This is a genomic window from Brachyspira hampsonii, from assembly GCF_002214805.1.
In the GTDB taxonomy this organism is placed as follows: domain Bacteria; phylum Spirochaetota; class Brachyspiria; order Brachyspirales; family Brachyspiraceae; genus Brachyspira; species Brachyspira hampsonii.
In genome coordinates, this window is record NZ_CP019914.1 from 418,368 (window position 1) to 440,596 (window position 22,229).

Here is a 22,229-nt window from a genome sequence, read left to right on the forward strand (position 1 = left end):
TATGAAGAAAAGACTTATATCTGTATGTCTGACATTACCATTATTTCTTATTATAATGTTTTACGATAAAGTTATATATTTGTTTCATTTGGCAATATTATCTATATCTATCTTAAGTGCATCAGAAATATTCTACATGGCTAAAGTGCATAGACAAAAGAATTTGAGAACTGTAATAACAACTATGATAGCTATGGTATTAGGTTATATCATAACTATATGCGATATAAATGTATTTAAAGGCGACTTCTCCAATCTCTATAAAATAGTAGAAACTAAACATCCTTCAATGGATTTATCATTGGTAATGGTTTTTGCTTTAATAGCTACACTATTCATCATTAATATGTTCAAAGTTCATGTATCTACATTTGAAGAAAAAGGAAGGGCTATATTAACTGCTGTTTTCTGCTTTATATATGTTGGTTTAGGAGTATGGCATATATCACTTATGCGTTTTATGCCTAGCGGAAAATATTATATAGTGTTTATTTTATTATGTGCTTGGTTCAGTGATACGGGAGGATATATTGTAGGCAGAAAATTTGGAAAGCATAAATTATCCAATAGTGCTTCTCCAAATAAGAGTTATGAAGGCTTACTTGGCATGTTCATATTCACTATACCGCTTTCAATACTATATTATTTCTTATATTCAAACGGATACTTATCTTTTTTACTTGGAAAAAATACGCCTAATTTCTCCTTTCCTCAATTAATGTTATTAACAGTAATATTCACATTTACAGGTTTTCTGGGCGATATGGGTGAAAGTCTTATAAAAAGAATGTATGACACTAAAGATTCAAGTAAGTTATTTCCGGGTCATGGAGGAGTGTTTGATATATTCGATAGTGTAATACTTACTGCTCCAATATCATACTATGTATTTCTATTAATACAATAAAAATTAAAAATAATATAATATATCTTAATTTTTTAATCAAAATAAATAATTACCGTATTAATGCAGTAATTTATTTGTTTGAATTAGTTTAAAAAAACAATATAATAAAATTATATTAAAATAGAGGTATAAATTTTATGGCAAAAAAGTTATTTATATTATTTTTTATTGCAGTTATTTTTATAGCATCATGCAGTAAAAATAATACTCAAACAGCTTCTTCAACAGAATTGCCTGTTATAGATGAAAATACAGAAACAGAAATAACAATATGGGCATGGAATGTAGCTGCCAGAGCATTAACAGAAATGGCAGATATATTTATGCAAAAATATCCAAAAATAAAAGTTAATGTTCAGGAATTCGGAGGAGTACAGGCTTATGAAAAATATGGAGTCGTATTAGCTTCTGGTAAAGAAATACCTGATATAATGCAAATAGAAAGTGATTTTGTACAAACTTATGCTGAAAATTATCCTCAATTCTTTTTAGATATGAAATCATTAGCCCCTGCCGATATAGATTCTAAAGTGGATCCGTCCAAAGTATCAACAAGCTATGACAGCACAGGAAAATTAGTTGCTATAGCTTGGGATTCAGGTCCTGTAGTTGTATTTTATAGAAGTGATTTATTTAAAGAAGCTGGCATAGATCCTAATACAATCACTACTTATGATGAATATATAGCAGCCGGAAAAAAATTCCAAGAAAAATTTCCTAATATAAAATTCATAGGAAATATGTTTGTTCAAGATGACGGCGTATGGAGAAATATGCTAGTTCAAAATGATACTTATTATTTAAATAAAAATGGAGAAATAACTATATCATCTCCTAAAGCTATAGAAAGCACAAAAGTTTTAAGAAGTTTTATAGATGAAGGAATAATGGCAAACACTCTTAATTGGGACGGTTCTATAAGAGCAAGCAAAAACGGAGAAATAGCAACTTATCTATCCGGTGCTTGGTGGAGCGGTACTATAAAAGACCAAATGCCTGAAATGAAAGGTAAATGGGCTATTATGCCTATGCCTGCTTATACAAAAGGAGGAGTAAGAGCTTCTTCTCATGGCGGTTCTACTCTAACTATAACTGCTTCTGATCCTGTTAAACAAGCTGCAGCATGGGCTTTTATAGAACATTCTTTATTAAATGTTGACAGTCAATTATTAATGTATAAAAATTACGGATTATTCCCATCATATTTACCTGTTTATGATGACCCTAGATTCCAAGAACCTGATGAATATTTCGGAGAAGGATTTAATCAAATGTTGGGAGATATAACAAAACAAATACCAGCAGCTATTTATACTTCATCTGATTATTCTGATATTAGAAGTATATGTGTCGGTGCTTATGAAGCTATTATGAATGATAATGCCGATATACAAAAAACTCTTGAAGATGCCGCATCACAAATAAGCAGCACTACAGGAAGAACAATAGCAAAATAAAAATAATTTTTTAGTTGAGGGGATATGATTTTTATCCTCTCAATTATTAGGATATATTATGACGATAAAAAAAAATATTACACCTTGGATATTTCTGGCACCAGCCCTATTTTTTATAGCTGTATTTAGTATATATCCTCTATTTGAAACAATAGTATTAAGTTTTATGAAGCAAAATAGAGGAGTCCTTACATTTGCAGGTATAGAAAATTATAAAAGACTATTTTCAGATCAATACTTTTTTATATCCTTAAAAAACTCACTAATCTATTTAATAATACAAGTACCAATAATGACTATATTATCTATACTTCTAGCTATAATACTGCATAGAGGAATTACAAAATTAAAAAGTATGTATAGAACAGCATTCTTTATACCTTTTATAGTAGAATCAGTAGCTTATAGTTTAATATTTGTATTATTGTTTCAGGAAAGAGGTGTTGTTAACTTTTTGTTTTCTCTATTTAATATAGGTCCTATAATGTGGCTTACACAAACTTGGCCTGCAAGAATAGTAATAATGCTAATCATAACATGGAGATGGACTGGATATAATATGGTAATAATATTGGCAGGACTTCAAACTATACCTGAAGACTATTATGAAGCCTCAAGAATAGATGGTGCTAATGCATTTCAGCAATTTTTTTATATAACTATACCAATGCTTAAGCCTGTTATATTATTTTCAACTATACTATCAACAATAGGAACTTTAAATTTATTTACAGAAGCATACTTATTGACAAATGGAGGTCCTAATAATTCTAAAATAACTTTAGGATTATATATATACAGACAAGCATTCCAATCTCTAAACTTAACTTATGCTGCAACAATATCTGTAGCAATACTTGTAATAGTTGGAGTTCTTTCAAGACTGCAAATGAAATTTGGGGGAAATAGCAAATGAATAAAAATAAACAGCAGAAAATAACTAGAATAATATTATATATCGTTCTAACGATAGCTATGATAGCATGCATATATCCTCTAATATTCATGTTCATAGCAGCAACTAGAGAGTCAGGTGATATATTTTTATTTCCTCCTCCTATAACTTTTGGAAGTAAATTTTTAGAAAATTTGAAAAATCTTCAGGAAAGAATTCCAATATGGTATGCTCTATTTAATTCATTAAAAATAGCCATAATATACACTATTATTAATTTATTGATATGTTCTATGGCTGCTTATGCTATATCTAAATTTAATTTCAAAGGTAAGAATATAGTATTTGTTATCATAATGCTTACTATGATGCTTCCAGGTCATGCTAAATTAGTGCCTTTATATAGAATGATGACAACTTTAAATATACAAAATACTCATTTAGCAATAATACTTCCGGATATAGCAGGAGCTTTCTGAATATTTTTAATGAGGCAGAATTTTCATAGTGTACCGGATACATTAATAGAAGCTGCTAGAATAGATGGAGCTAATGAATGGACTATATTTGCCAAAATAGTGATGCCTTTAATGATACCCGCTTTAACTGCTTTGGGAATATATATGTTTGTTGCAGAATGGACTAACTTTACTTGGCCTTTAATAATATTAAATAGCCCTGAAAAATTCACATTACCAGTAGCATTATCACAATTAAAATCTGACACCAGAATAGATTACGGACAAATTATGGTCGGAGCTATATTTGCTGTAGTTCCTATAATGGCTGTATTTTTAGCTTTACAAAAATACTTCATATCCGGATTGACAGGCGGTTCTGTAAAAGAATAAAAATAACATATAAAAAAAGGATTTAACTTTTAATAGTTAAATCCTTTTTTATTTATTACTTATATATTAATTAATTTAAGCACTATAAACTATATCGCCGTCAACTATAGTTTTTAATATCTTAATATCTTTTATTTCTTTAGTGTCAACTTCAAATATATCCCTATCTAAAACAACAAAGTCAGCTAATTTATCTTCTTCAATACTTCCTTTAATATTATCTTCAGAAGACATATAAGCACTTCCCATAGTATATAAATAAACTGCTTCTTTTACTGTAAGTTTTTCCTGAGGCATCCATCCATTTTCAGGCCATCCATTTAAATCCTCTCTATTAACAGCACAATGTATTCCTTCCATAACACTAATGTCATCAACAGGACCTGATGATCCAAATCCAATATGTACGCCCATATCTTTAGCAGTTTTATAAGCATAACAAGTAGAAGATTTTTCTTTACCTACCCTATTTTCAACAATATGCATATCATAATGAAGGAATATAGGCTGATAATATATACCTACATTTAACTGCTTCATTCTTTCAAATAATTGTTTATCTGTTATTTGAGCATATACTAAACCATTTCTTCTATATTTAAAATCTTTGGTATCTTTTATTTTTTCTATAGAATTTAATGCCATGTCAATAGCACCATCTCCCGTAGCCTGTATAGCCAAAGAATAGTCCAAGCTATTAGCATATTCTACTAATTCATCAAGTTCTTCCTGTTTATACTGTGTAACGCCTCTGAAACCTTTAGCATCATTATAATCATCTCTCAAAAGTGCTGTCCTTGAACCTATACCGCCGTCTATAATAAGTTTTATACGAGCTACTTTAAATCTTTCATCATTAATATATTGATAATAATAATATTCTCTAAAATCATCTATATCTTTTTTATTAATAAATTGTGCCTGTTCGCATACTCTGATTTTTAATTTTTTCTCTCTATGAAGTTTTTGATAGGCATCTATAATTTTTCTATAATCAAAATCAGGCAAACTTCTTAAATCATCTGTCTGTACAGAAGTTATACCCATTTTAAAAAATTCTTCCTGAGTATCTAATATTATTGATTTTAAAGTATCTATTTCTAATGACTTAATTTTTGATAAAATTAATATCATATCTTTAGAGCTTATAAGTCCGTTTTCAAAATCTATACTGTCAGATTTCATTTTTTCAGTAATACCGCAAATTTCAAGTGCCTTACTATTTGCTACTATCATTTCACCGCATACTCTTCTAAAGGCTACAGGAAATTCACTAGATATGCTGTCTAAATCATTTTTATTAAGCATTCTTTTCTCTTCAAAATAATCCTGATTCCAGCCCCAGCCTATAAGCCAGCCTTCATATTTTTCAGCATTTTTAGCTAATTCAATAACCTCTCTTATAGATTCGCATTTGCTTAAATTAAGCATAGTATTAAAACGGGCAAAACCTACAAAATTAACACAGCTGTCATTAAATCCCGGTATAACGGTTCTGCCTTCCAAATCAATAATTTCTTTAGCATCTGCATATTTTTTTAATACTTCTTCATTAGTTCCTGCAAATGCTATTCTGCCGTTTTCAACAGCTAAAGCCTCATAAATACTGTCATTTTTATCCATAGAGTATATTTTGGCATTTTTAAAAATTCTCATATTTGACTCTTCCTCCATTTTATTTTACTTATAACATAGATTTTATACTGTCTATTTCTTCATTAACCAAAAGCCATTCATTCTCTGTTTCTTCTATCAGCTTTTTTACTTCTAAAAGTCTTTTGCTTTTTTCATCATCATAATTCACAGATGTTTCAAAAAACTTTAATATCTCAGCTTCTTCTTTTTTATAATCCTCTATTTTGTTTTCATGTTTTTTAAGCAAAGACTCGCATTTAGAAAGTCTGTTTCTAATTTTTTTTCTCTCTTCATAATTATTAGTATTTTTATCATCTCGGCTGCCATTTTCTTTAACATTACTTTTATTTTGATACTCTAATTCTTTTTCTTCTTCCTCTAAAGCCTCCAGCCTTACCCTATAAACATAAGCTTCATAATCACCTGAATAAAGAGAAAGTTTTTTATCTTTAACCTCTATAATAGTGTCAGCAAGCAAACTAGCAAAAGTTCTGTCATGCGAAGTAAAGAATATTGTTCCGCCGTAATCTCTTAAAGAAGAAGCAAGTGCCTCAACAGTTTCAAAATCCAAATGGTTAGTAGGCTCGTCCAATATAAGAACATCAGCACATTGTGTAATAGCAGCAAGAAGTGAAAGCCTCGCCATCTCCCCTCCGCTTAAAACCTTTACATCTTTATTAACATCATCTCCTGAAAATAAAAAACTTCCTAAAAGTGTCAAAAGCTCCTGAGTCAATAAACCTTGTTTGGCATTCTTCTTTAGATATGATAATACCGTATCATTTGAAGTTACATTTTTATAAGTATCCTCTCCGAAATATGCTATTTTTATGCCATAAGAATAATTATAAGTACCGGATACAGGATTAAGTCTGCCTGCTATAGTTCTTAAAAAAGTAGTTTTACCTTCTCCGTTTTGCCCTAAAACAGCTACTCTGCTTCCTCTAGGTATTTCTATTCTTCCGCTTTCAGCAACTATTTTTTCACCGTATCCTACAACCAAATCATCAGATATGAGAGCAAAACCTTTTTTTTCTGGAACTTCAGGAAGTTTTATTTTTACATTTTTGGCAGGGTGAGTAATTTCTATAGTTTTTAATTTTTCTATCTGCTTTATACGGGATTGTACTGCTTTTGCCTTAGTAGCTTTATATCTGAATCTTTCAACAAATCTTTCTAAATGGGCTTTTCTCTCCTCTATATTTTTATTATACTTTTTTATTGTATACTCTTTTTCTTCTTTGTATTCAAAATAATCTTCTATATTTCCTGGAAAATATGTTATTTTGCCGTTCTCCATTTCTATAGTTTTTTCGCAGGTTGTTTTAAGAAATTCCCTATCATGCGAAACTATCAAAAAACCTCCGTTATAATCTGTTAAAAAATTTTCCAAATCTATCAATGTATTTAAGTCCAAAAAGTTTGAAGGTTCATCTAATATTAAGAAATTAGGTTCATAAAGCATCATTTCCGAAAGTTTAACTCTCATTCTATATCCGCTTGATAAACTTCCCAAATTATTATTAACTTTTATATGATCTATTCCAAATCTGCTTGCTATTTTAGAACATTTCCAAGATTCTTTTGCTGTAACTCTTGTAAGATAATCAATTACCTTCTCATTATCGTCAAAATCTCCCTGCTGACGAAGATATCCTATTTTTACATCATCAGAAAATATTATCTCGCCGTCATCAGCCTCTTCAAGCCCCATAAGAATTTTTAAAAGAGTAGTTTTTCCTGCTCCGTTTCTTCCTATCATTCCTATTTTGGATTTCTCTTCTATAAGCAAATTGACATTATCAAGTAATACCTTATGGACAAATCTCTTAGATATATTTACTATATTTATAATACTTTTAGCCATATTTCATTTTAACTTAAATATTTTTTATTTATTATTAAGCATTAATTCTATAATAATTTTAAAAAATATTCAAACATAAAAATGAAATAATTATATTAATTATTCTTTTGAAATTTCTATAAGTTTATATACTAAACTCTTGAAATATTTTCCTCTCTCTTCATAATTTTTAAACATATCAAAGCTGCTGCATCCTGGAGATAATAGAACAGTATCTCCGTTTATTGATATTGCCGAAGCGTAATTAAAAGCATCTGTAAAATCTTTTATAATAATCTTATTCTCAAAATGTATCATTTCATTAAGAGTATCAGCAGCCTCTCCTATAAGTATTAATTTTTTTACTCTGCTTTCTATGATATTATTTAAAGAAGTAAAATCTATATTCTTATTTCTGCCGCCCATTATAAGTATTATATCTTTATCAAAAGATTTTAAAGCACTCATTACAGAATTCATTGATGTCGCTTTTGAATCATTTATATATTTTACTCCATTAATCTCAGCAACTAATTCAAGTCTATGTTCTATACCCCTAAAATTATTCACAGCTTTTTCTATATGATCTGCCGGTATATCATCTTTCAAACATATCAATACTGCAGCCAATATGTTAGCTATATTATGTTTACCTATGACCTTTCTATTAGCTATAGAAAATAATTTTTGATTCTCATAATATATACAATCATCTTCTTCATTATAATATATTGTAGCAAATTTACTTTTTAAAGAAAATGTAAGAAGCTTCATTTTACAATTATAATTAAGTTCATTATACCAAATATTAGTATATATATTATCATAATTTAGTATAAGAAAATCATTTTTATTTTGATTAATAGCTATATTCTTTTTTGTATTAAAATAATCTTCTATATCTTTGTATCTGTCAAGATGATCTTCTGCAATATTCAATACGGCAGCTATATGAGCATGAAATTTTTCAACCGTTTCTAATTGAAAACTTGAAAGCTCCAATATAATATCTTCATCAGACTCTATAGTTTCAATCTCTTTTGAAAATGTATTTCCGACATTGCCAAGAAGCCTTGCTTTTTTATATGAACTTATTATTTTATGAACAAGAGTAACAGTAGTAGTTTTTCCGTCTGTGCCTGTTACTGCAATATAATTTCTATTAGGAAGAAAATTATATGCAAACTCAATTTCACCAATGATTTTTATTTTTCTTCTTTTAGCTTCTTTAACTATAGGTATAGTATGCGGAATACCTGGTGAAATTATTATAAGAGTTATGCCGTCTAAAATAGATATTTCCTGATTTCCAAAAAAGAGTTTTGCATTTTTATCTTTTAATCCTTCTATACTCTCTTTGAGTTCTTCTTCTGTTTTACTATCACTTAAAGCATATTTGATATTAGCATCAAAATTGATATTAATATCATATAATATATTAGCTATACTTACTCCGCTTCTTACAGTAGCACCCAATATCAAAATATTTTGTTTTTTTAAGACTTTTATATATGTTTTATTCAAATCGAGAATCATTTTTAACACACCAAATAATTATTTTTTATATACAGTTTATTATAACAAAATAATGATAAATTTAAATAATATATTTTTAAATTTGAGGTATATATATTTCAGCACTGGAATATAATACAGCTTTTCCTGCTAATTTGACACGATTTCCATTAAGGCTGCAATATAATATACCGCCTCTTTTAGAAGCTTGAAATGCCAAGATATCTTTTTTACATAGCTTATATGCCCATAAAGGAACAACATGACAATGTCCTGAACCGCAAACAGGATCTTCATAAACATTCAATTTAGGAGCAAAACTTCTTGTAACACAATCATATTCAGAACCTTTAGAAGTTATATGTAATAAAAGTCCCTGAAGATTTTTTACCTTTTCGATATTAATATTTGCCTCAAAAACTTGATTTTCATTTTCAAGCACACATAACAAATCTCTGCCGATATATGCTTCTAAAGGTTTAAATCCTATAGCATGTTCCATTTCATCTGTAACATCTATTTTTGTTAATTCATAAGCTGGAAAGTCCATTTCATATAAATCATTATGTTTAATAACATTTAAAACTCCGCTTTTAGTTTTGAAAGATATATTATTTAACTTATTATCAACTATATTCATCAATATATATGCTGACGCCAAAGTAGCATGTCCGCATAAATCTATTTCGCCGCCTGGAGTAAACCATCTAAGTTCATAATAATTATTATTTTCTAATACGAATGCAGTCTCAGAAAGATTATTCTCTTTTGCAATATTAAGCATCATATCATCTGAAAGCCATTTATTTAATAAACAAATAGCAGCTGGATTTCCTCTAAAAACTTTATCAGTAAATGCATCCACAATATATTGTTTAAATGAATAATTATTCATTCTATACCCCATAAAAAATTATTTTTATAGAGATTAATTATAACAAAATAATAATAAATTTAAATGCCTTATTCTTCATTAGATAAAAATTAATTATTACATAATAATAAAACTATATATTAATTTCTTTTATAGTATCATTTTCAATATAATATATAATCCCAAACATATCATTAAAAAAGCAATTATTATTATTTATAACTGCAATATTTTTTACAGTACTATTTTTTATATTATAGCTATTAACATTTATACAATATTTATTAAAATCCAAAGCTATTAAATTATCATTGTAAAAATATAACTTACCATGCACTTCATTATTTTCATCTAAACTAAATAAATTAATATTAATAGATTTATAACTTTCTAAATATCTATACTTATCACTATTATCTATTTTTATATCATCTATATTGTAGAATCTTAATTGATTATAAACAAAATCTTCATCATTAAAATTTGTATTATCACAAGCCAAAACAAATCTTTTATTATCTATAAAAGTTAAAGGTCTGTCCCAATTATAACCGCTTATATATTTATTAACAACATCTGTTTGGCACTTCTCATATACCATTAGAAACTCTTCAATATTAAAATACCTTATACAGTCAATAGGATTCCATACCCAGCCATTAGAAAGAAAATGTTTATAATCTTTTGATACTAGTAAATTGCTGTGAAAATAATCTATACCAAACTCTTTTTCATATCTGTTTATATCAGTTATCATATCTTTAGTTTTTAAATTTATTATATTAAGAATATTCCATTTAGTTTGGGTGATAAGATGTATTTCATTATTAATAATACAAAACTCATTAGAATAGCTTGAATATTTAGAACAGTAATCCTCTCTTTGTAAATTAATAATATCCAATGTTTCTATATTTACAACAGAAGAGTTTAAGCCTTTCTCCTCAGTTATACATATATAAGGATACATTAATTTTAAAACTGTAACTTCTTCTTTGGAATTTATGTTTTCTATTTTTATTAAATCTTTATATGAATTATATACTTTATTATATTTGATTAATTTAGCATCATCAGTAAATAAGAAATATTCTTCAAAGTTTTTATCATTAAAAACAGCATTCTCTATCATAATGCCTATTATAAAATAAAAACGAAAAATATCAATAATAGCCTATACACCCCGCCCACCCGCCCCAAATTTTTATTAGATTAGCATTTTTATTTGTAAGCCTCTATATGTATAGTAGGCTCTATATTTAATTTTTTTCTTATCTCATTTTCAAATGCACTTACATTGTTATGAGCTTCAAAAACAGTCATATCCTTTGGAAAACGCATATGAAAAGTTATCTCGCTATGATCTCCGTAAGTATGTATATGAAAATGATGCAAATTAGCAGCGTCATCGTTAATATTTAGTTCTTTAGCTATATCATTAATACTTTTAATAATCTCATCTGAAGGATACTCACCTATTAAAGGTTTTACACTAGATTTAATAACATCAAAAGCAGCATAAAATATTACAAGAGAAACTAATATACTTAATACACCGTCTATCCACCAAAAACTTTTTCCAAATAAAATACCTACTAATATAATTATGGAAGTAACGCTATCACTTCTATGATGCCAAGCGTCTGCATATAATGATTTAGAACCAGACTTTCTATATCCCCATAAAGAATACTGAGCCAAAAGTTCTTTGACCAAAATAGAAACTACCATAGCTACTATTGCCATTGTAGTAAATGAAGCTGTTTTTCTATTCATGATATTTTTTATAGCCTCAGAGAAAAAGCTATAACCAATAAATACAAGCATAATACCCACTATGAAACTTGTTATAAGTTCTATTCTTCCATGTCCGAATGGATGTTCTTTATCAGGCGGTCTTTTAGAAAATATGCCTCCTATTATAACTATAACACTGCTTATACAATCACTCAATGAATGCCAAGCGTCCGCCATAATAGATAATGAACCTGTTAAAAGTCCTACTATATACTTAAAAGCAAATAACAATATGTTTATGATAACAGAGACTACACCCTCTATTATCATATATTTTGATTTTTTCTCATTACTAATACTATTCATTTTATAACCCCAAATTTAATTTTTTCAATCTTTTAAGGATAAAGAATTTAATATAAAATGTCAATTGCATAAATATAAATTGTTGTTTACAGATTAGAATGTTTTAACTTTATATAAAAATATTATAACTTATATATGATAAATCAAAATAAAATTAAGAACTTGATAAAAGTTAATTTTTTTGTTAATATAGTTCTATATGGTTTACATAATTAAAAATTAAATAAAAAATATATATAAAAAAGGAGAACAAAGAATATGTCAAATATAGCATTTTTATTTCCGGGTCAAGGTTCGCAATGTGCTGGTATGGGAAAATCTTTATATGACAATGTTGCTGAATCTAAAGCAATATTCGATAAGGCAGCAAATATATTAGATGATGTAGATATTAAAGCACTATGCTTTGAAGGAACAGAAGATGATCTTAAAAAAACAGAAAATACTCAGCCTGCTTTGGTTACAGTAGGCATTGCTGTTTATGAAGCATTAAAAGCAAAAGGAATAAAAGGAAATTTATTCGCAGGACATAGCTTGGGAGAAATTACTGCCCTTTCTGCTGCAGGATATATATCGTTTGAAGATGCTGTAAAAATAGCAAGAACAAGAGGTCTTTTAATGGCTAAAGCTGGTGCTGATGCTCCATATGGAATGGCTGCAGTGCTTGGATTAAGTTATGATGATGTTGCTAAATGTATGCCTGAAAATAAAGAGGTTGTTGCTGCTAATTATAATTTAAAAGATCAAATAGTTATATCCGGTTTATTAAGTGCAATTGAAGCAGTTACTCCTAAACTTCAGGAGGCTGGTGCTAAAAGAGTATTGCCTCTAAAAGTATCCGGTGCTTTCCACTCTCCATTTATGAAACCTGCTGCTGACAGTTTAAAAGAGTTTTTAGAAAAAATAGAGTTTCATAAAAACGATAATAAAGTTTTGTCTAATGTTACAGCAGAAGTTCATGAATTTGATTCTATAAAAGAAAATTTATATAAACAAATGTTCTCTACTGTTAGATGGTACGAAAGCATGCTTAATATACAAAAACAAGGTATAACAAAAGTATTTGAATGCGGACCTGGTAAAGTTTTAGTAGGCATGAGTAAAAAAATTACACCAGACATTGAAGCAGTTTCTGTATTTGATATAGATTCTTTAAATGCTGCTTGTAATTAATTTTAATAAAAAATATAAGTAATAATAAAGGCAGGATTTATCATTATTTCCTGTATTTTATTTTGCATAAATTTAAAAAATAAAAAAGGACATATAAAATAAATTATATGCCCTTTAATTTTATACTATATTTAAATTAATATTATTATATTACAAAATTATAGTTTACCAACTAAATCAATACCTGGTTTTAAAGTTTTAGAACCCGGTTTCCATTTAGCAGGACAAACTTCGCCGCCATGTTCAGCTACATACTGAGCAGCTTGTACTTTACGCAATAATTCATTAGCATCTCTTCCGATTCCCATATCATGTACTTCATAAGCTTTGATTTGACCTTCTGGGTTTACAATAAAGCTTCCGCGGAAATTCTGACCAGCTTCATCTACATAAACTTCAAAAAATCTTCCTAATACTCCTGTTGGGTCCCCAAGCATAGTGTATTTAAGATTTTTAATTGTTTCTGTAGCATCTGCCCAAGCTTTATGTACAAAGTGAGTGTCTGCTGATACTGAATATACTTCGCAGTTGATCTTTTTTAAATCTTCATAAACAGTATTTAAATCTGCTAATTCTGTAGGACATACAAATGTAAAGTCTGCTGGATAAAAGAAAAATACACTCCATTTTCCTAAAACATCTTTTGTTTCAACAGTTTTGAATTCGCCGTTTTGATAAGCTTCAACTTTAAAATCGATAAGTTTTCTATTGATTAAACTCATATTATAACTCCTTTTATTTATGTTTGTATGCTCTAACAATACATTAAATAGTACTTTTTGTCAAGTAAAAAAATATCTATTTAGTAAAAATTACTAAAAAATATATTTTTTCTTTATTATTTTATGATTGCAATATTCATTAATAAAATATTATATATAATTTTTAGTTTTAAGCTGCAAAATAACATTATCCGTAAAAATTTTAATATATTCAAAATTCGTAGCAATATTTACTCTTATAAAACCTTTATAATCTTTAGAAAACCATTCTCCGAAATCAACAGCTATTTTACAGTCATCTTGTATAAACTCTTTTACTCTGTCGGCATTGACAACTTTTCTTAAATCTATAAACATTAAATATGTACCCTCTAAAGGACTTATTACTATGTCAGGTACTTTTTCATTTAATTCATTTTTAATATATTCATAATTTCTTTTTATAGTTTTTAAAAGTCCGTCAAGCCAATCTTCTCCGTATTTATAAGCAGCTTCGGCAGCAACCATGCCAAGCAAACTAATCTCAGTTCTATTTACGGTACTAACATATTTATTGTATGTTTTTCTAATATCATCATTAGGTATAATTACATGAGAATTCAAAAGGCAGGCTAAATTAAAAGTTTTTGATGCAGAAGTCAATACTATCAATTTATCCATATACTTATCTTTATTTTTTATAGAAAGAGCAGATATAAAAGGTCTTATACCAAGATTTATATCCTGATGTATCTCATCAGAAATTATATATACATTATGTTTTTTGCATATATCAAAAGTTCTGTCTATCTCTTCATCAGTCCATACTCTTCCCACAGGATTATGAGGATTGCAGAATATCATCATTTTTACATTATTTTTTACAATATCATTTTCCAATCTCTCAAAATCTATTGTAAAAACACCATTATCATTTTTCAATCCGCATTCAATTAAATTTCTATCATTATCTTTAACCGCATTATGAAAAGGATAATAAACAGGTGTAAGTATAATAATAGAATCTCCTTTTTGAGTAAAAGCATTCACAAGCCAATATATAGAAGTTACAACCCCTGTAGAAAAACTTATCCATTCCTTTTTTAACTCTATATTATATCTTCTTTTCTGCCAATTAAAAAATTCCTCAAAATAACTATCCCACAAAATAGTATACCCGAAAACTCCATGCATAATTCTTTTATTTAAAGCATCTATTACTTCATTAGGTGCTTTAAACTCCATATCGGCAACCCACATAGGAATTAATCCCTCAGCATTGAATCTTCTATCTTTTTTAGTTTCCCATTTATTAGCATTTGTTCCTTCTCTGCTAGTCAAATATTCATCATTAAATTGTTCTATTGTCATAAAATAATCCTAAATAAAAAATAAATATATATAAATATAACATTATTTTTAATTTTTTAAATTTCTATTTTATATAGAAATAGTTTGCATATAAAATGAATGTATATATTATACAATCTATTGCTTTTTTTAACAATTATGTTATTATATGGATAATAACAGTTTTAAGTATATGATTATGAAATCAATCAATCAATCAATCAATCAATCAATCAATCAATCAATCAATCAATCAATCAATCAATCAATCAATCAATCAATCAATCAATCAATCAATCAATCAATCAATCGGTTGGTTTATTTTAATTTTAAAAAGGATATAAAAATGAAAAGAAAATTAATAATTACTATTTTATTTACTGCTTTATTTTCACCTGCACTTTTTCCAGCATTTGAACTGTCTTTAATTCCCAAATTTGGGTTTCAAATTAATTTACCTAATGTAAACTCATCAAGATTTGGTATGAATTATTATAGAAGTTTAGAGCCTAAAGTAGATATTAATTTGCAGTTAGGATACAAATTTAAAATTAATAATAATATATTAAACGGCATAAGTTTATTATTTGATACAGGCTTTGACGGAACTTTTATATCAATAAAAAATCCGTATGATTATCAAGTAAATAAAATAGATATATTTAGTTTATATACTGGAATAGGATTAAAATTCGAATTTCATAATTTTACAAGTAACTTTATATTACCTGCAAATATGACTTTAGGTATAGCGTCTGGAGCTAAATATGGAGTACTTACAGGAAATAATAATTTCAATCTAAGCAGAATTCCAATATCTGTTTATGCTAGATTAACTTTAGAAAACAGATTCTATCAAACTGAAAAATATGCTTTTTTAGTATCTCTTGATTTATTTTATGAATATATGTTCTTCAATAAAAATGACATTAATAAGCTTTTTTATTCGTATGATGTAAAAAATTATCATTCTGTGGGATTTACTTTAGGTATAGGAATGATGTTTGGAAGCAAGTAAAATTTAACAATTAAACTTTTACTGAGAATACTTCGGAAATAGATTTAACTCTGTAAAAACTCTTACATCACAAAACTGTATGCGTCCACCCAAATGGAAATTATAAAGGCTATCATTTATATGCACTATAATTTTTTATTGCTAATATTTTTTATAGTGAAATGTATATTTTAAATATTATTATACCTGAACAAATAAGTGGGGCAAAGGCACGCAGAGCATGGCATAACTGTGTGCTTTGCATGGCTAGTATCCGAAAATAATAAAAATATAAAAACTAATTTTTGACAAACTATATTTGTTTAGGTATATATTAAAATATTTGATTGCATACTCATAATGTAAAATAATAATAAATTAAAAAATGAAAAGTATTATTATAAAAATATTAAAACTTATTTATTGAATAATTTATAATCTTTATATAAAAAAGGAGCTTGATATTAAAAGCCCATTTTTCCATATAAAATTTTATAAAAACTAGCCCATTAAATTATTTACTTATTATTTTGTCGGCTGTGAATTATTATTTTTGCTCATTGAATCCATACCGGATATACTATAACGCATTTCAGTATCAGCCATAACATTTTTCATATTATAATAATCAAGCACTCCGATATTTCCTTTTTTAAGAGCCTCAGCAATAGCAAGTGGAAGCTGAGATTCAGCTTCAACAACTTTAGCTTTCATTTCCTCAACCTGAGCACGCATCTCCTGTTCACGGGCTATAGCCATAACTCTTCTCTCTTCAGCCTTAGCCTGAGCAATTTTCTTGTCAGCCTCAGCTTGGTCAATCTGTAAGAAAGCCCCAATATTGCTTCCAACATCAACATCTGCAATATCAATAGAAAGTATCTCAAAAGCAGTACCGGAATCAAGCCCCTTAGCAAGTACAACCTGAGATATTCTGTCCGGATTTTCTAAAACTTCTTTATGAGAAGCAGAACTACCTATAGTAGTAACTATACCCTCTCCTACTCTGGCAATAATAGTTTCCTCTCCGGCACCTCCAACAAGACGGTTAATATTAGTTCTAACAGTAACCCTCGCAGTAGCTTTAACCTGTATACCATCTTTAGCAACGGCAGCAATCAAAGGTGTAGCTATAACTCTAGGAGAAACAGAAGTTCTTATAGCATCAACTAAATCTCTTCCTGCCAAATCTATAGCAGCAGCCCTCTCAAAGTTCAAATCCAAAGAAGCCTTATCAGCAGCTATCAAAGCATCAGCAACAGCAGTAGGATTACCCCCCGCTAAATAATGTGCCTCAAGCTCATTTGTTCCTATTTTTAAGCCTGCCTTCCATAACTTTATTTGATTCAATACTATAAGAGAAGGATTAACTCTTCTAAGACGCATAGTAATCAATGTTATCATATTTATTCTTACACCGGAAAACAAAGCTGTAATCCAAATTCCCATAGGAAAAAAATGTAAGAAAATAAATATTAGTATAAGTATTACTACAATACCTACAAACATAGGAATAATTGGAATATAACCAAAATCAAACATATATAAACCTCCTAAAATAATCAATTATGTACATAAGTTCCTATATTTTCACCGGAAATAGCTTTTGTGATATTACCGACTTTATTCATATTGAATACTCTTATAGGCATATCATTATCATTAGCCATAGCAAAAGCTGTCATATCCATAACTCTTAAATTCTGATTAATGGCTTCTTTAAAAGTTATATCATTATACATTTTTGCATCTTCATTTTTTTTAGGGTCTTTATCATAAACTCCATCAACATTAGTACCTTTTAATACTATAGAAGCACCTATTTCTAAAGCTCTAAGTATAGCTGTACTGTCAGTTGTAAAATAAGGATTAGAAGTACCGCCCGCTATGATTAAAACATTACCGCGTTCTAATATGCGAATAGCCTTATCTCTCTCAAAACCTTCTATCATCCCTTCTATATTAAAAGCTGATAATATTTGAGTAGGAGTACCGGCTGCCATAAATCTGTCCTTTAGTGCTATTGCATTCATAATAGTAGCAAGCATACCCATAGAATCTGCAGTGGCTCTTACCATGCCTGTTTTATCAGATAACTGCATACCTCTGAAAATATTTCCTCCCCCTACAACAACAGCTATTTCTGTATCATTTCCAGCCTCTTTCATCTCTAATGCTATTCTATCAACAACATTATTATCTATACCGTATTCTTTTTGACCAAGTAAAGCTTCTCCTGATATCTTGAGCAATACTCTTTTTTTCATTATTGACCTCTTTTATAAAGTTAATTTTCTGAATTATACTATCTTTTTACATATATATCAAGATTTAATAATTTATATAATATAAAATATTTTTAAATATAGATTTTGTCTTTTCCAAAGACATAGAGTGTCACTTTAGTATATTTCATACAAAAAGTTTTTTGCTATTTATCAATAACATAAATAAACATATCACATTTAAAACAAAAAATAATATATAAAAATTACTATAAATAATTTTATACTATGAATTTAATACTAACTGTAGAAAAATACAAAATTAAAATGATTCCATTATTATGAAAGATTATTAAAATAATCATAATTCATAAAAATTAATAAAATAAAAAATCAGACTGCTTTTTAATAACAGTCTGATTATATACTATATTTTTTATTAATGATTATTATTCAATTATAATGTCTATAAAATAGTCTTCTTTGAATACACTTAAATCATCATCAGTTTCTAAACCTAAAACACCAGAGGCATTAGACTGAGTAAGAGAAATATCTACTACATTATTTATATCAACATATCCAGCAGATTTATTCTTTAAATTATTTAATAAAGCAAATGTTCCATTTGATAAAGATGTTTTTGTAACTTTTGTATTAGTTATTTTATCTGCATCAGAAATACTGCTTAACACTAATGCACCAGGAACAAGCTTAGTTTGATCATTTACCATAAAGTTAGTATAGGCACTTCCTGAATTAGCTAAGACAGAAACATTAACTCCAAGTCCTAAATCATTATTATTATTTAAATCGGATATCCAATTAATCATAATAGTATTCATATCATCGCCTAAAGAAGAATTTAATGATTTTACACTCTCCACAAGCCTTTGTTCGCTACTATTTGAATATGAAACAGATGATGCTATTTCCTTATAAATTTTCTGATCTCCTCCTGTTTTAGTATCAAGCCATTTCATAAACATTGATCCATTGGCATAACTAGCAACAGATAAATTTCTTGCAAATATGTTGCTATTATCAGTATATTTTAAATGCCAAGAATAAAAAGAATAATAAGGTATTTTATTAAACGCAGCAACTCTCCTTTCAACCATTGATGGAGAAAATATATGTGATGTAGATTCAGAAAGTGATTCATTAAGCCAAATATCCATTTCCTTGCCATTATTAAGTACATTCACGTTATAATTAATTAGATGCTGCAATTCATGCATCATAACGCCTAATATCAAACTAATATCCCAAAAAGCATCTACATAAAGATATTCTCCTCTTACACCATTTTTACCAACAATAAGATCTCTCTGGGAAAAATATCCTCCGAGACTTAAACCTCCCTGTTTGGAATTAGTATTAAGAGAAGCCATTAAAAATATTATTTTTCCATTTCTATCTAGATCTGAAGGCTCTCCGTATATATCAATTTCTTTAGGGTAATCTTTTTCAAATTCTGATAAAAAATTTAATATATCATCTTTAGTCCTACTAACTCCATCTTCTAAATAAAGAATTACTTTTTTTGATTCAGCTATTTTTTTGAATGTATTTTCTACATTAATTTTATCTCCTTTAGCATGATCAAATTTATAAAAACTGTATTTATTAGTTTCGGCAGAAGCGGGATCATAATATATTATATCACCATCACCTATAACTTCTGGTGTAGAATTAGATATAGTTTTGTCATTACAAGAAAGAATAAACATCAAAACAATAAAAAATAACAATAAGTAAATATTTTTCATAGATTTAACCTCAAAATATTTTTATTTCTATATAATATAATATTTAGTGTTTAATTGCAATATGAAATTGTTATTTTTACACATAAAAAATTATATTTCTATATTTAAAATTAAAATATGGATTATAAATGCTATCTTTCATCATATATTGCACACTATATTAATATGCAATATATAAAATAAATATTTATTAACTTAGTTTTTAAATATAGTATAATATAAAATTATTCACAAGTAAACGATTTTAAAATTTTATGGCTAAGCCTATAAGAAGTCCAATCTGACATCTGAACAGCATTAAGTGATAAATAAAAATCAATACTAGATTTATTCCAATCCAAACACTGCCAATCAAGTCTTTCACATCCTCTTTCAACTGCGATTTTTGCAACCTCTTTCAAAAGTCTTTTACCGTATCCCAATCCCCTATAATCAGGTGTAATATATAAATCTTCTAAATATATTCCAGCCTTTCCCAAAAATGTAGAAAAATTATGAAAAAATAATGCATCTCCTATTTCAATATTATTTTCTGAAGCTATTAAAACTTCGCATTTCTTTTTTTCAAATATCCATTCTTTAAGTATATCCTCAGTTGCACTAACCTCATGCTCTAATTTTTCATAACAGGCAAGTTCTTTTATAAATTTTAATATTACACCAGCATCTTTACTAACAGCAAATCTAATCTCAAATTTCTTATCGTTCATTTATAAACCTTTTGTATTATTTTAAATTATTAGGATTCAAACATTTAAGACTGTCAATAACAAATAATCCGTCTTTTCTTATCAATTTATCATCAAAATAAATTTCACCGCCTCCGTATTTTTTAGTCTGTATACATACTAAATCCCAATGTATTTTAGAGCTGTTTCCGTTAGGAGCTTCATCATAACAAGCACCCGGAGTAAAATGAAAACTTCCCATAATTTTCTCGTCAAATAATATATCTTTCATAGGCTCTGTAATATAAGGATTAACTCCTATAGCAAACTCGCCTATATATCTTGAACCGCTGTCAGTATCTAATATATTATTTATTCTCTTAGTATCATTACAAGAAGCATCAACTATTTTACCATTTTTGAACTCAAATTTAATATTCTCATAAGTAAATCCGTCGCTGTATAAAGAAGGTGTATTATAAGATAAAATACCATTAACAGAATTTTTGACAGGGGCAGTAAATACTTCTCCGTCAGGTATATTAAGCTCACCGGCACATTTTATAGCAGGTATATCTTTTATAGAGAAAGTTAAATCGGTATCTTTTCCAACTATTCTCACTTTATCAGTTTTATTCATAAGTTTTACTAAATTATCCATAGCTTTAGACATCTTAGAATAATCCAAATTACAAACCTTAAAATAAAAATCCTCAAATTCATCTGTACTCATAGAAGCCTGCTGTGCCATAGCTGATGTAGGATAATTCATAACAACCCATTTAGTATTTTTCACTCTCTCTTTCATGTGTACCGGATCAAGATAAAACTTTTCATATATAGCATGATTTTCCATTTTTACAGAAGAGTTTTCCGAACTATTCAATCCGCCCCATATACCAACATAAGCATCCATCTCCTTCATAAGCATCAAATCAGATTTTGCCCAAGTTTTCATCTGCTCTTCATTACATTGCTTTAATAATTCTCTAAGTATATGAGGATCATGATTCCAAACAAAAGGGCTTGCTCCTATTTTATAAACTTCTTTGATAATGGCATTTACTAAATTTCTTTCTTCACCTTCTCCATAAGATTTTATAAGTATTTTTTCACCTTTTTTTAATTTGCATGAATAATTAACTATAGTTTTTGCTAATTTCTCTATTCTCAAATCTTTCATTTTTTATTTCCTTAATTTTAATAGTTATTTATTTTATATGAATAATTTTATATAATAAAAAATAATAATCAATATATGAA

At 27.9% G+C, this 22,229-nt stretch carries 20 protein-coding genes; 7 read left to right on the forward strand and 13 right to left on the reverse strand.

Annotation, left to right across the window (positions count from 1 at the left end; genetic code table 11):
- The first annotated feature begins 1 nt into the window (after position 1).
- The 5 genes from BHAMNSH16_RS01615 to BHAMNSH16_RS14445 all read left to right on the forward strand — a co-directional run bounded on the left by BHAMNSH16_RS01615 (position 2) and on the right by BHAMNSH16_RS14445 (position 4,110).
- On the forward strand, positions 2-907 hold the full coding sequence (locus BHAMNSH16_RS01615; RefSeq protein ID WP_008729855.1) for a phosphatidate cytidylyltransferase: 906 nt from the start codon (positions 2-4) through the stop codon (positions 905-907).
- 137 nt (positions 908-1,044) lie between these two features.
- Entirely contained in the window at positions 1,045-2,364 is a 1,320-nt protein-coding gene (locus BHAMNSH16_RS01620; protein ID WP_008729853.1) for an ABC transporter substrate-binding protein, read from the forward strand.
- Positions 2,365-2,422: 58 nt separating this feature from the next.
- Entirely contained in the window at positions 2,423-3,280 is an 858-nt protein-coding gene (locus tag BHAMNSH16_RS01625; protein ID WP_069731675.1) for a carbohydrate ABC transporter permease, read from the forward strand.
- Entirely contained in the window at positions 3,277-3,738 is a 462-nt protein-coding gene (locus BHAMNSH16_RS14440; protein WP_241033637.1) for a carbohydrate ABC transporter permease, read from the forward strand. The genes BHAMNSH16_RS01625 and BHAMNSH16_RS14440 overlap by 4 nt, the downstream gene beginning before the upstream one ends.
- Positions 3,739-3,747: 9 nt before the next feature.
- Positions 3,748-4,110, forward strand: a complete 363-nt coding sequence (locus BHAMNSH16_RS14445; protein ID WP_241033638.1) for a carbohydrate ABC transporter permease — start codon at positions 3,748-3,750, stop codon at positions 4,108-4,110.
- Positions 4,111-4,185: 75 nt separating this feature from the next.
- Here the strand turns inward: BHAMNSH16_RS14445 and BHAMNSH16_RS01635 are convergent, their stop codons facing one another.
- From BHAMNSH16_RS01635 to BHAMNSH16_RS01660, 6 genes are all read right to left on the reverse strand, one after another.
- The gene (locus BHAMNSH16_RS01635; RefSeq protein ID WP_008727001.1) at positions 4,186-5,766 is read right to left on the reverse strand and encodes an amidohydrolase; all 1,581 of its coding nucleotides are present in this window, start codon (positions 5,764-5,766) and stop codon (positions 4,186-4,188) included.
- Between the two features lie 28 nt (positions 5,767-5,794).
- Positions 5,795-7,612: an ABC-F family ATP-binding cassette domain-containing protein gene (locus tag BHAMNSH16_RS01640; RefSeq protein WP_008727000.1), complete on the reverse strand. Its 1,818-nt coding sequence runs from the start codon at positions 7,610-7,612 to the stop codon at positions 5,795-5,797.
- 99 nt (positions 7,613-7,711) lie between these two features.
- Positions 7,712-9,127: a UDP-N-acetylmuramoyl-L-alanine--D-glutamate ligase gene (murD, locus tag BHAMNSH16_RS01645; protein ID WP_008726999.1), complete on the reverse strand. Its 1,416-nt coding sequence runs from the start codon at positions 9,125-9,127 to the stop codon at positions 7,712-7,714.
- 76 nt (positions 9,128-9,203) lie between these two features.
- Positions 9,204-10,001 (reverse strand): PhzF family phenazine biosynthesis protein, encoded by a 798-nt coding sequence (locus tag BHAMNSH16_RS01650; protein ID WP_008726998.1) that lies wholly within the window; start codon positions 9,999-10,001, stop codon positions 9,204-9,206.
- 112 nt (positions 10,002-10,113) lie between these two features.
- On the reverse strand, positions 10,114-11,112 hold the full coding sequence (locus BHAMNSH16_RS01655; protein WP_008727990.1) for a hypothetical protein: 999 nt from the start codon (positions 11,110-11,112) through the stop codon (positions 10,114-10,116).
- Between the two features lie 89 nt (positions 11,113-11,201).
- Positions 11,202-12,083, reverse strand: a complete 882-nt coding sequence (locus BHAMNSH16_RS01660) for a cation diffusion facilitator family transporter (protein WP_008727988.1) — start codon at positions 12,081-12,083, stop codon at positions 11,202-11,204.
- 258 nt (positions 12,084-12,341) lie between these two features.
- On the opposite strand from BHAMNSH16_RS01660, the gene fabD reads away from it, so the two are divergent.
- Positions 12,342-13,256: an ACP S-malonyltransferase gene (gene fabD, locus BHAMNSH16_RS01665; protein WP_008727987.1), complete on the forward strand. Its 915-nt coding sequence runs from the start codon at positions 12,342-12,344 to the stop codon at positions 13,254-13,256.
- Between the two features lie 158 nt (positions 13,257-13,414).
- On the opposite strand, the gene ahpC is transcribed toward fabD, so the two are convergent.
- Positions 13,415-13,978: an alkyl hydroperoxide reductase subunit C gene (gene ahpC / locus BHAMNSH16_RS01670; protein ID WP_008727986.1), complete on the reverse strand. Its 564-nt coding sequence runs from the start codon at positions 13,976-13,978 to the stop codon at positions 13,415-13,417.
- 150 nt (positions 13,979-14,128) lie between these two features.
- The gene (locus tag BHAMNSH16_RS01675; protein WP_008727985.1) at positions 14,129-15,328 is read right to left on the reverse strand and encodes a MalY/PatB family protein; all 1,200 of its coding nucleotides are present in this window, start codon (positions 15,326-15,328) and stop codon (positions 14,129-14,131) included.
- Between the two features lie 325 nt (positions 15,329-15,653).
- Here BHAMNSH16_RS01675 and BHAMNSH16_RS01680 point away from each other — a divergent pair, with 325 nt between their 5' ends.
- Positions 15,654-16,325, forward strand: coding sequence for a hypothetical protein (locus BHAMNSH16_RS01680; protein WP_069731430.1), 672 nt, complete (start codon positions 15,654-15,656; stop codon positions 16,323-16,325).
- 504 nt (positions 16,326-16,829) lie between these two features.
- Here the strand turns inward: BHAMNSH16_RS01680 and floA are convergent.
- The 5 genes from floA to BHAMNSH16_RS01705 form a co-directional block, all read right to left on the reverse strand.
- Positions 16,830-17,843 carry a flotillin-like protein FloA gene (floA, locus tag BHAMNSH16_RS01685; protein ID WP_008730965.1) on the reverse strand — a complete coding sequence of 338 codons (1,014 nt, stop codon included), beginning with the start codon at positions 17,841-17,843 and terminating at the stop codon, positions 16,830-16,832.
- Between the two features lie 20 nt (positions 17,844-17,863).
- Positions 17,864-18,568, reverse strand: coding sequence for a UMP kinase (pyrH, locus tag BHAMNSH16_RS01690; RefSeq protein WP_008730967.1), 705 nt, complete (start codon positions 18,566-18,568; stop codon positions 17,864-17,866).
- 407 nt (positions 18,569-18,975) lie between these two features.
- Positions 18,976-20,298, reverse strand: a complete 1,323-nt coding sequence (locus tag BHAMNSH16_RS01695) for a hypothetical protein (protein WP_008730969.1) — start codon at positions 20,296-20,298, stop codon at positions 18,976-18,978.
- A gap of 224 nt (positions 20,299-20,522) precedes the next feature.
- On the reverse strand, positions 20,523-21,008 hold the full coding sequence (locus BHAMNSH16_RS01700; protein WP_008730972.1) for a GNAT family N-acetyltransferase: 486 nt from the start codon (positions 21,006-21,008) through the stop codon (positions 20,523-20,525).
- A gap of 16 nt (positions 21,009-21,024) precedes the next feature.
- Positions 21,025-22,149: an aminopeptidase gene (locus tag BHAMNSH16_RS01705; RefSeq protein WP_008730974.1), complete on the reverse strand. Its 1,125-nt coding sequence runs from the start codon at positions 22,147-22,149 to the stop codon at positions 21,025-21,027.
- Between the last annotated feature and the right edge of the window lie 80 nt (positions 22,150-22,229).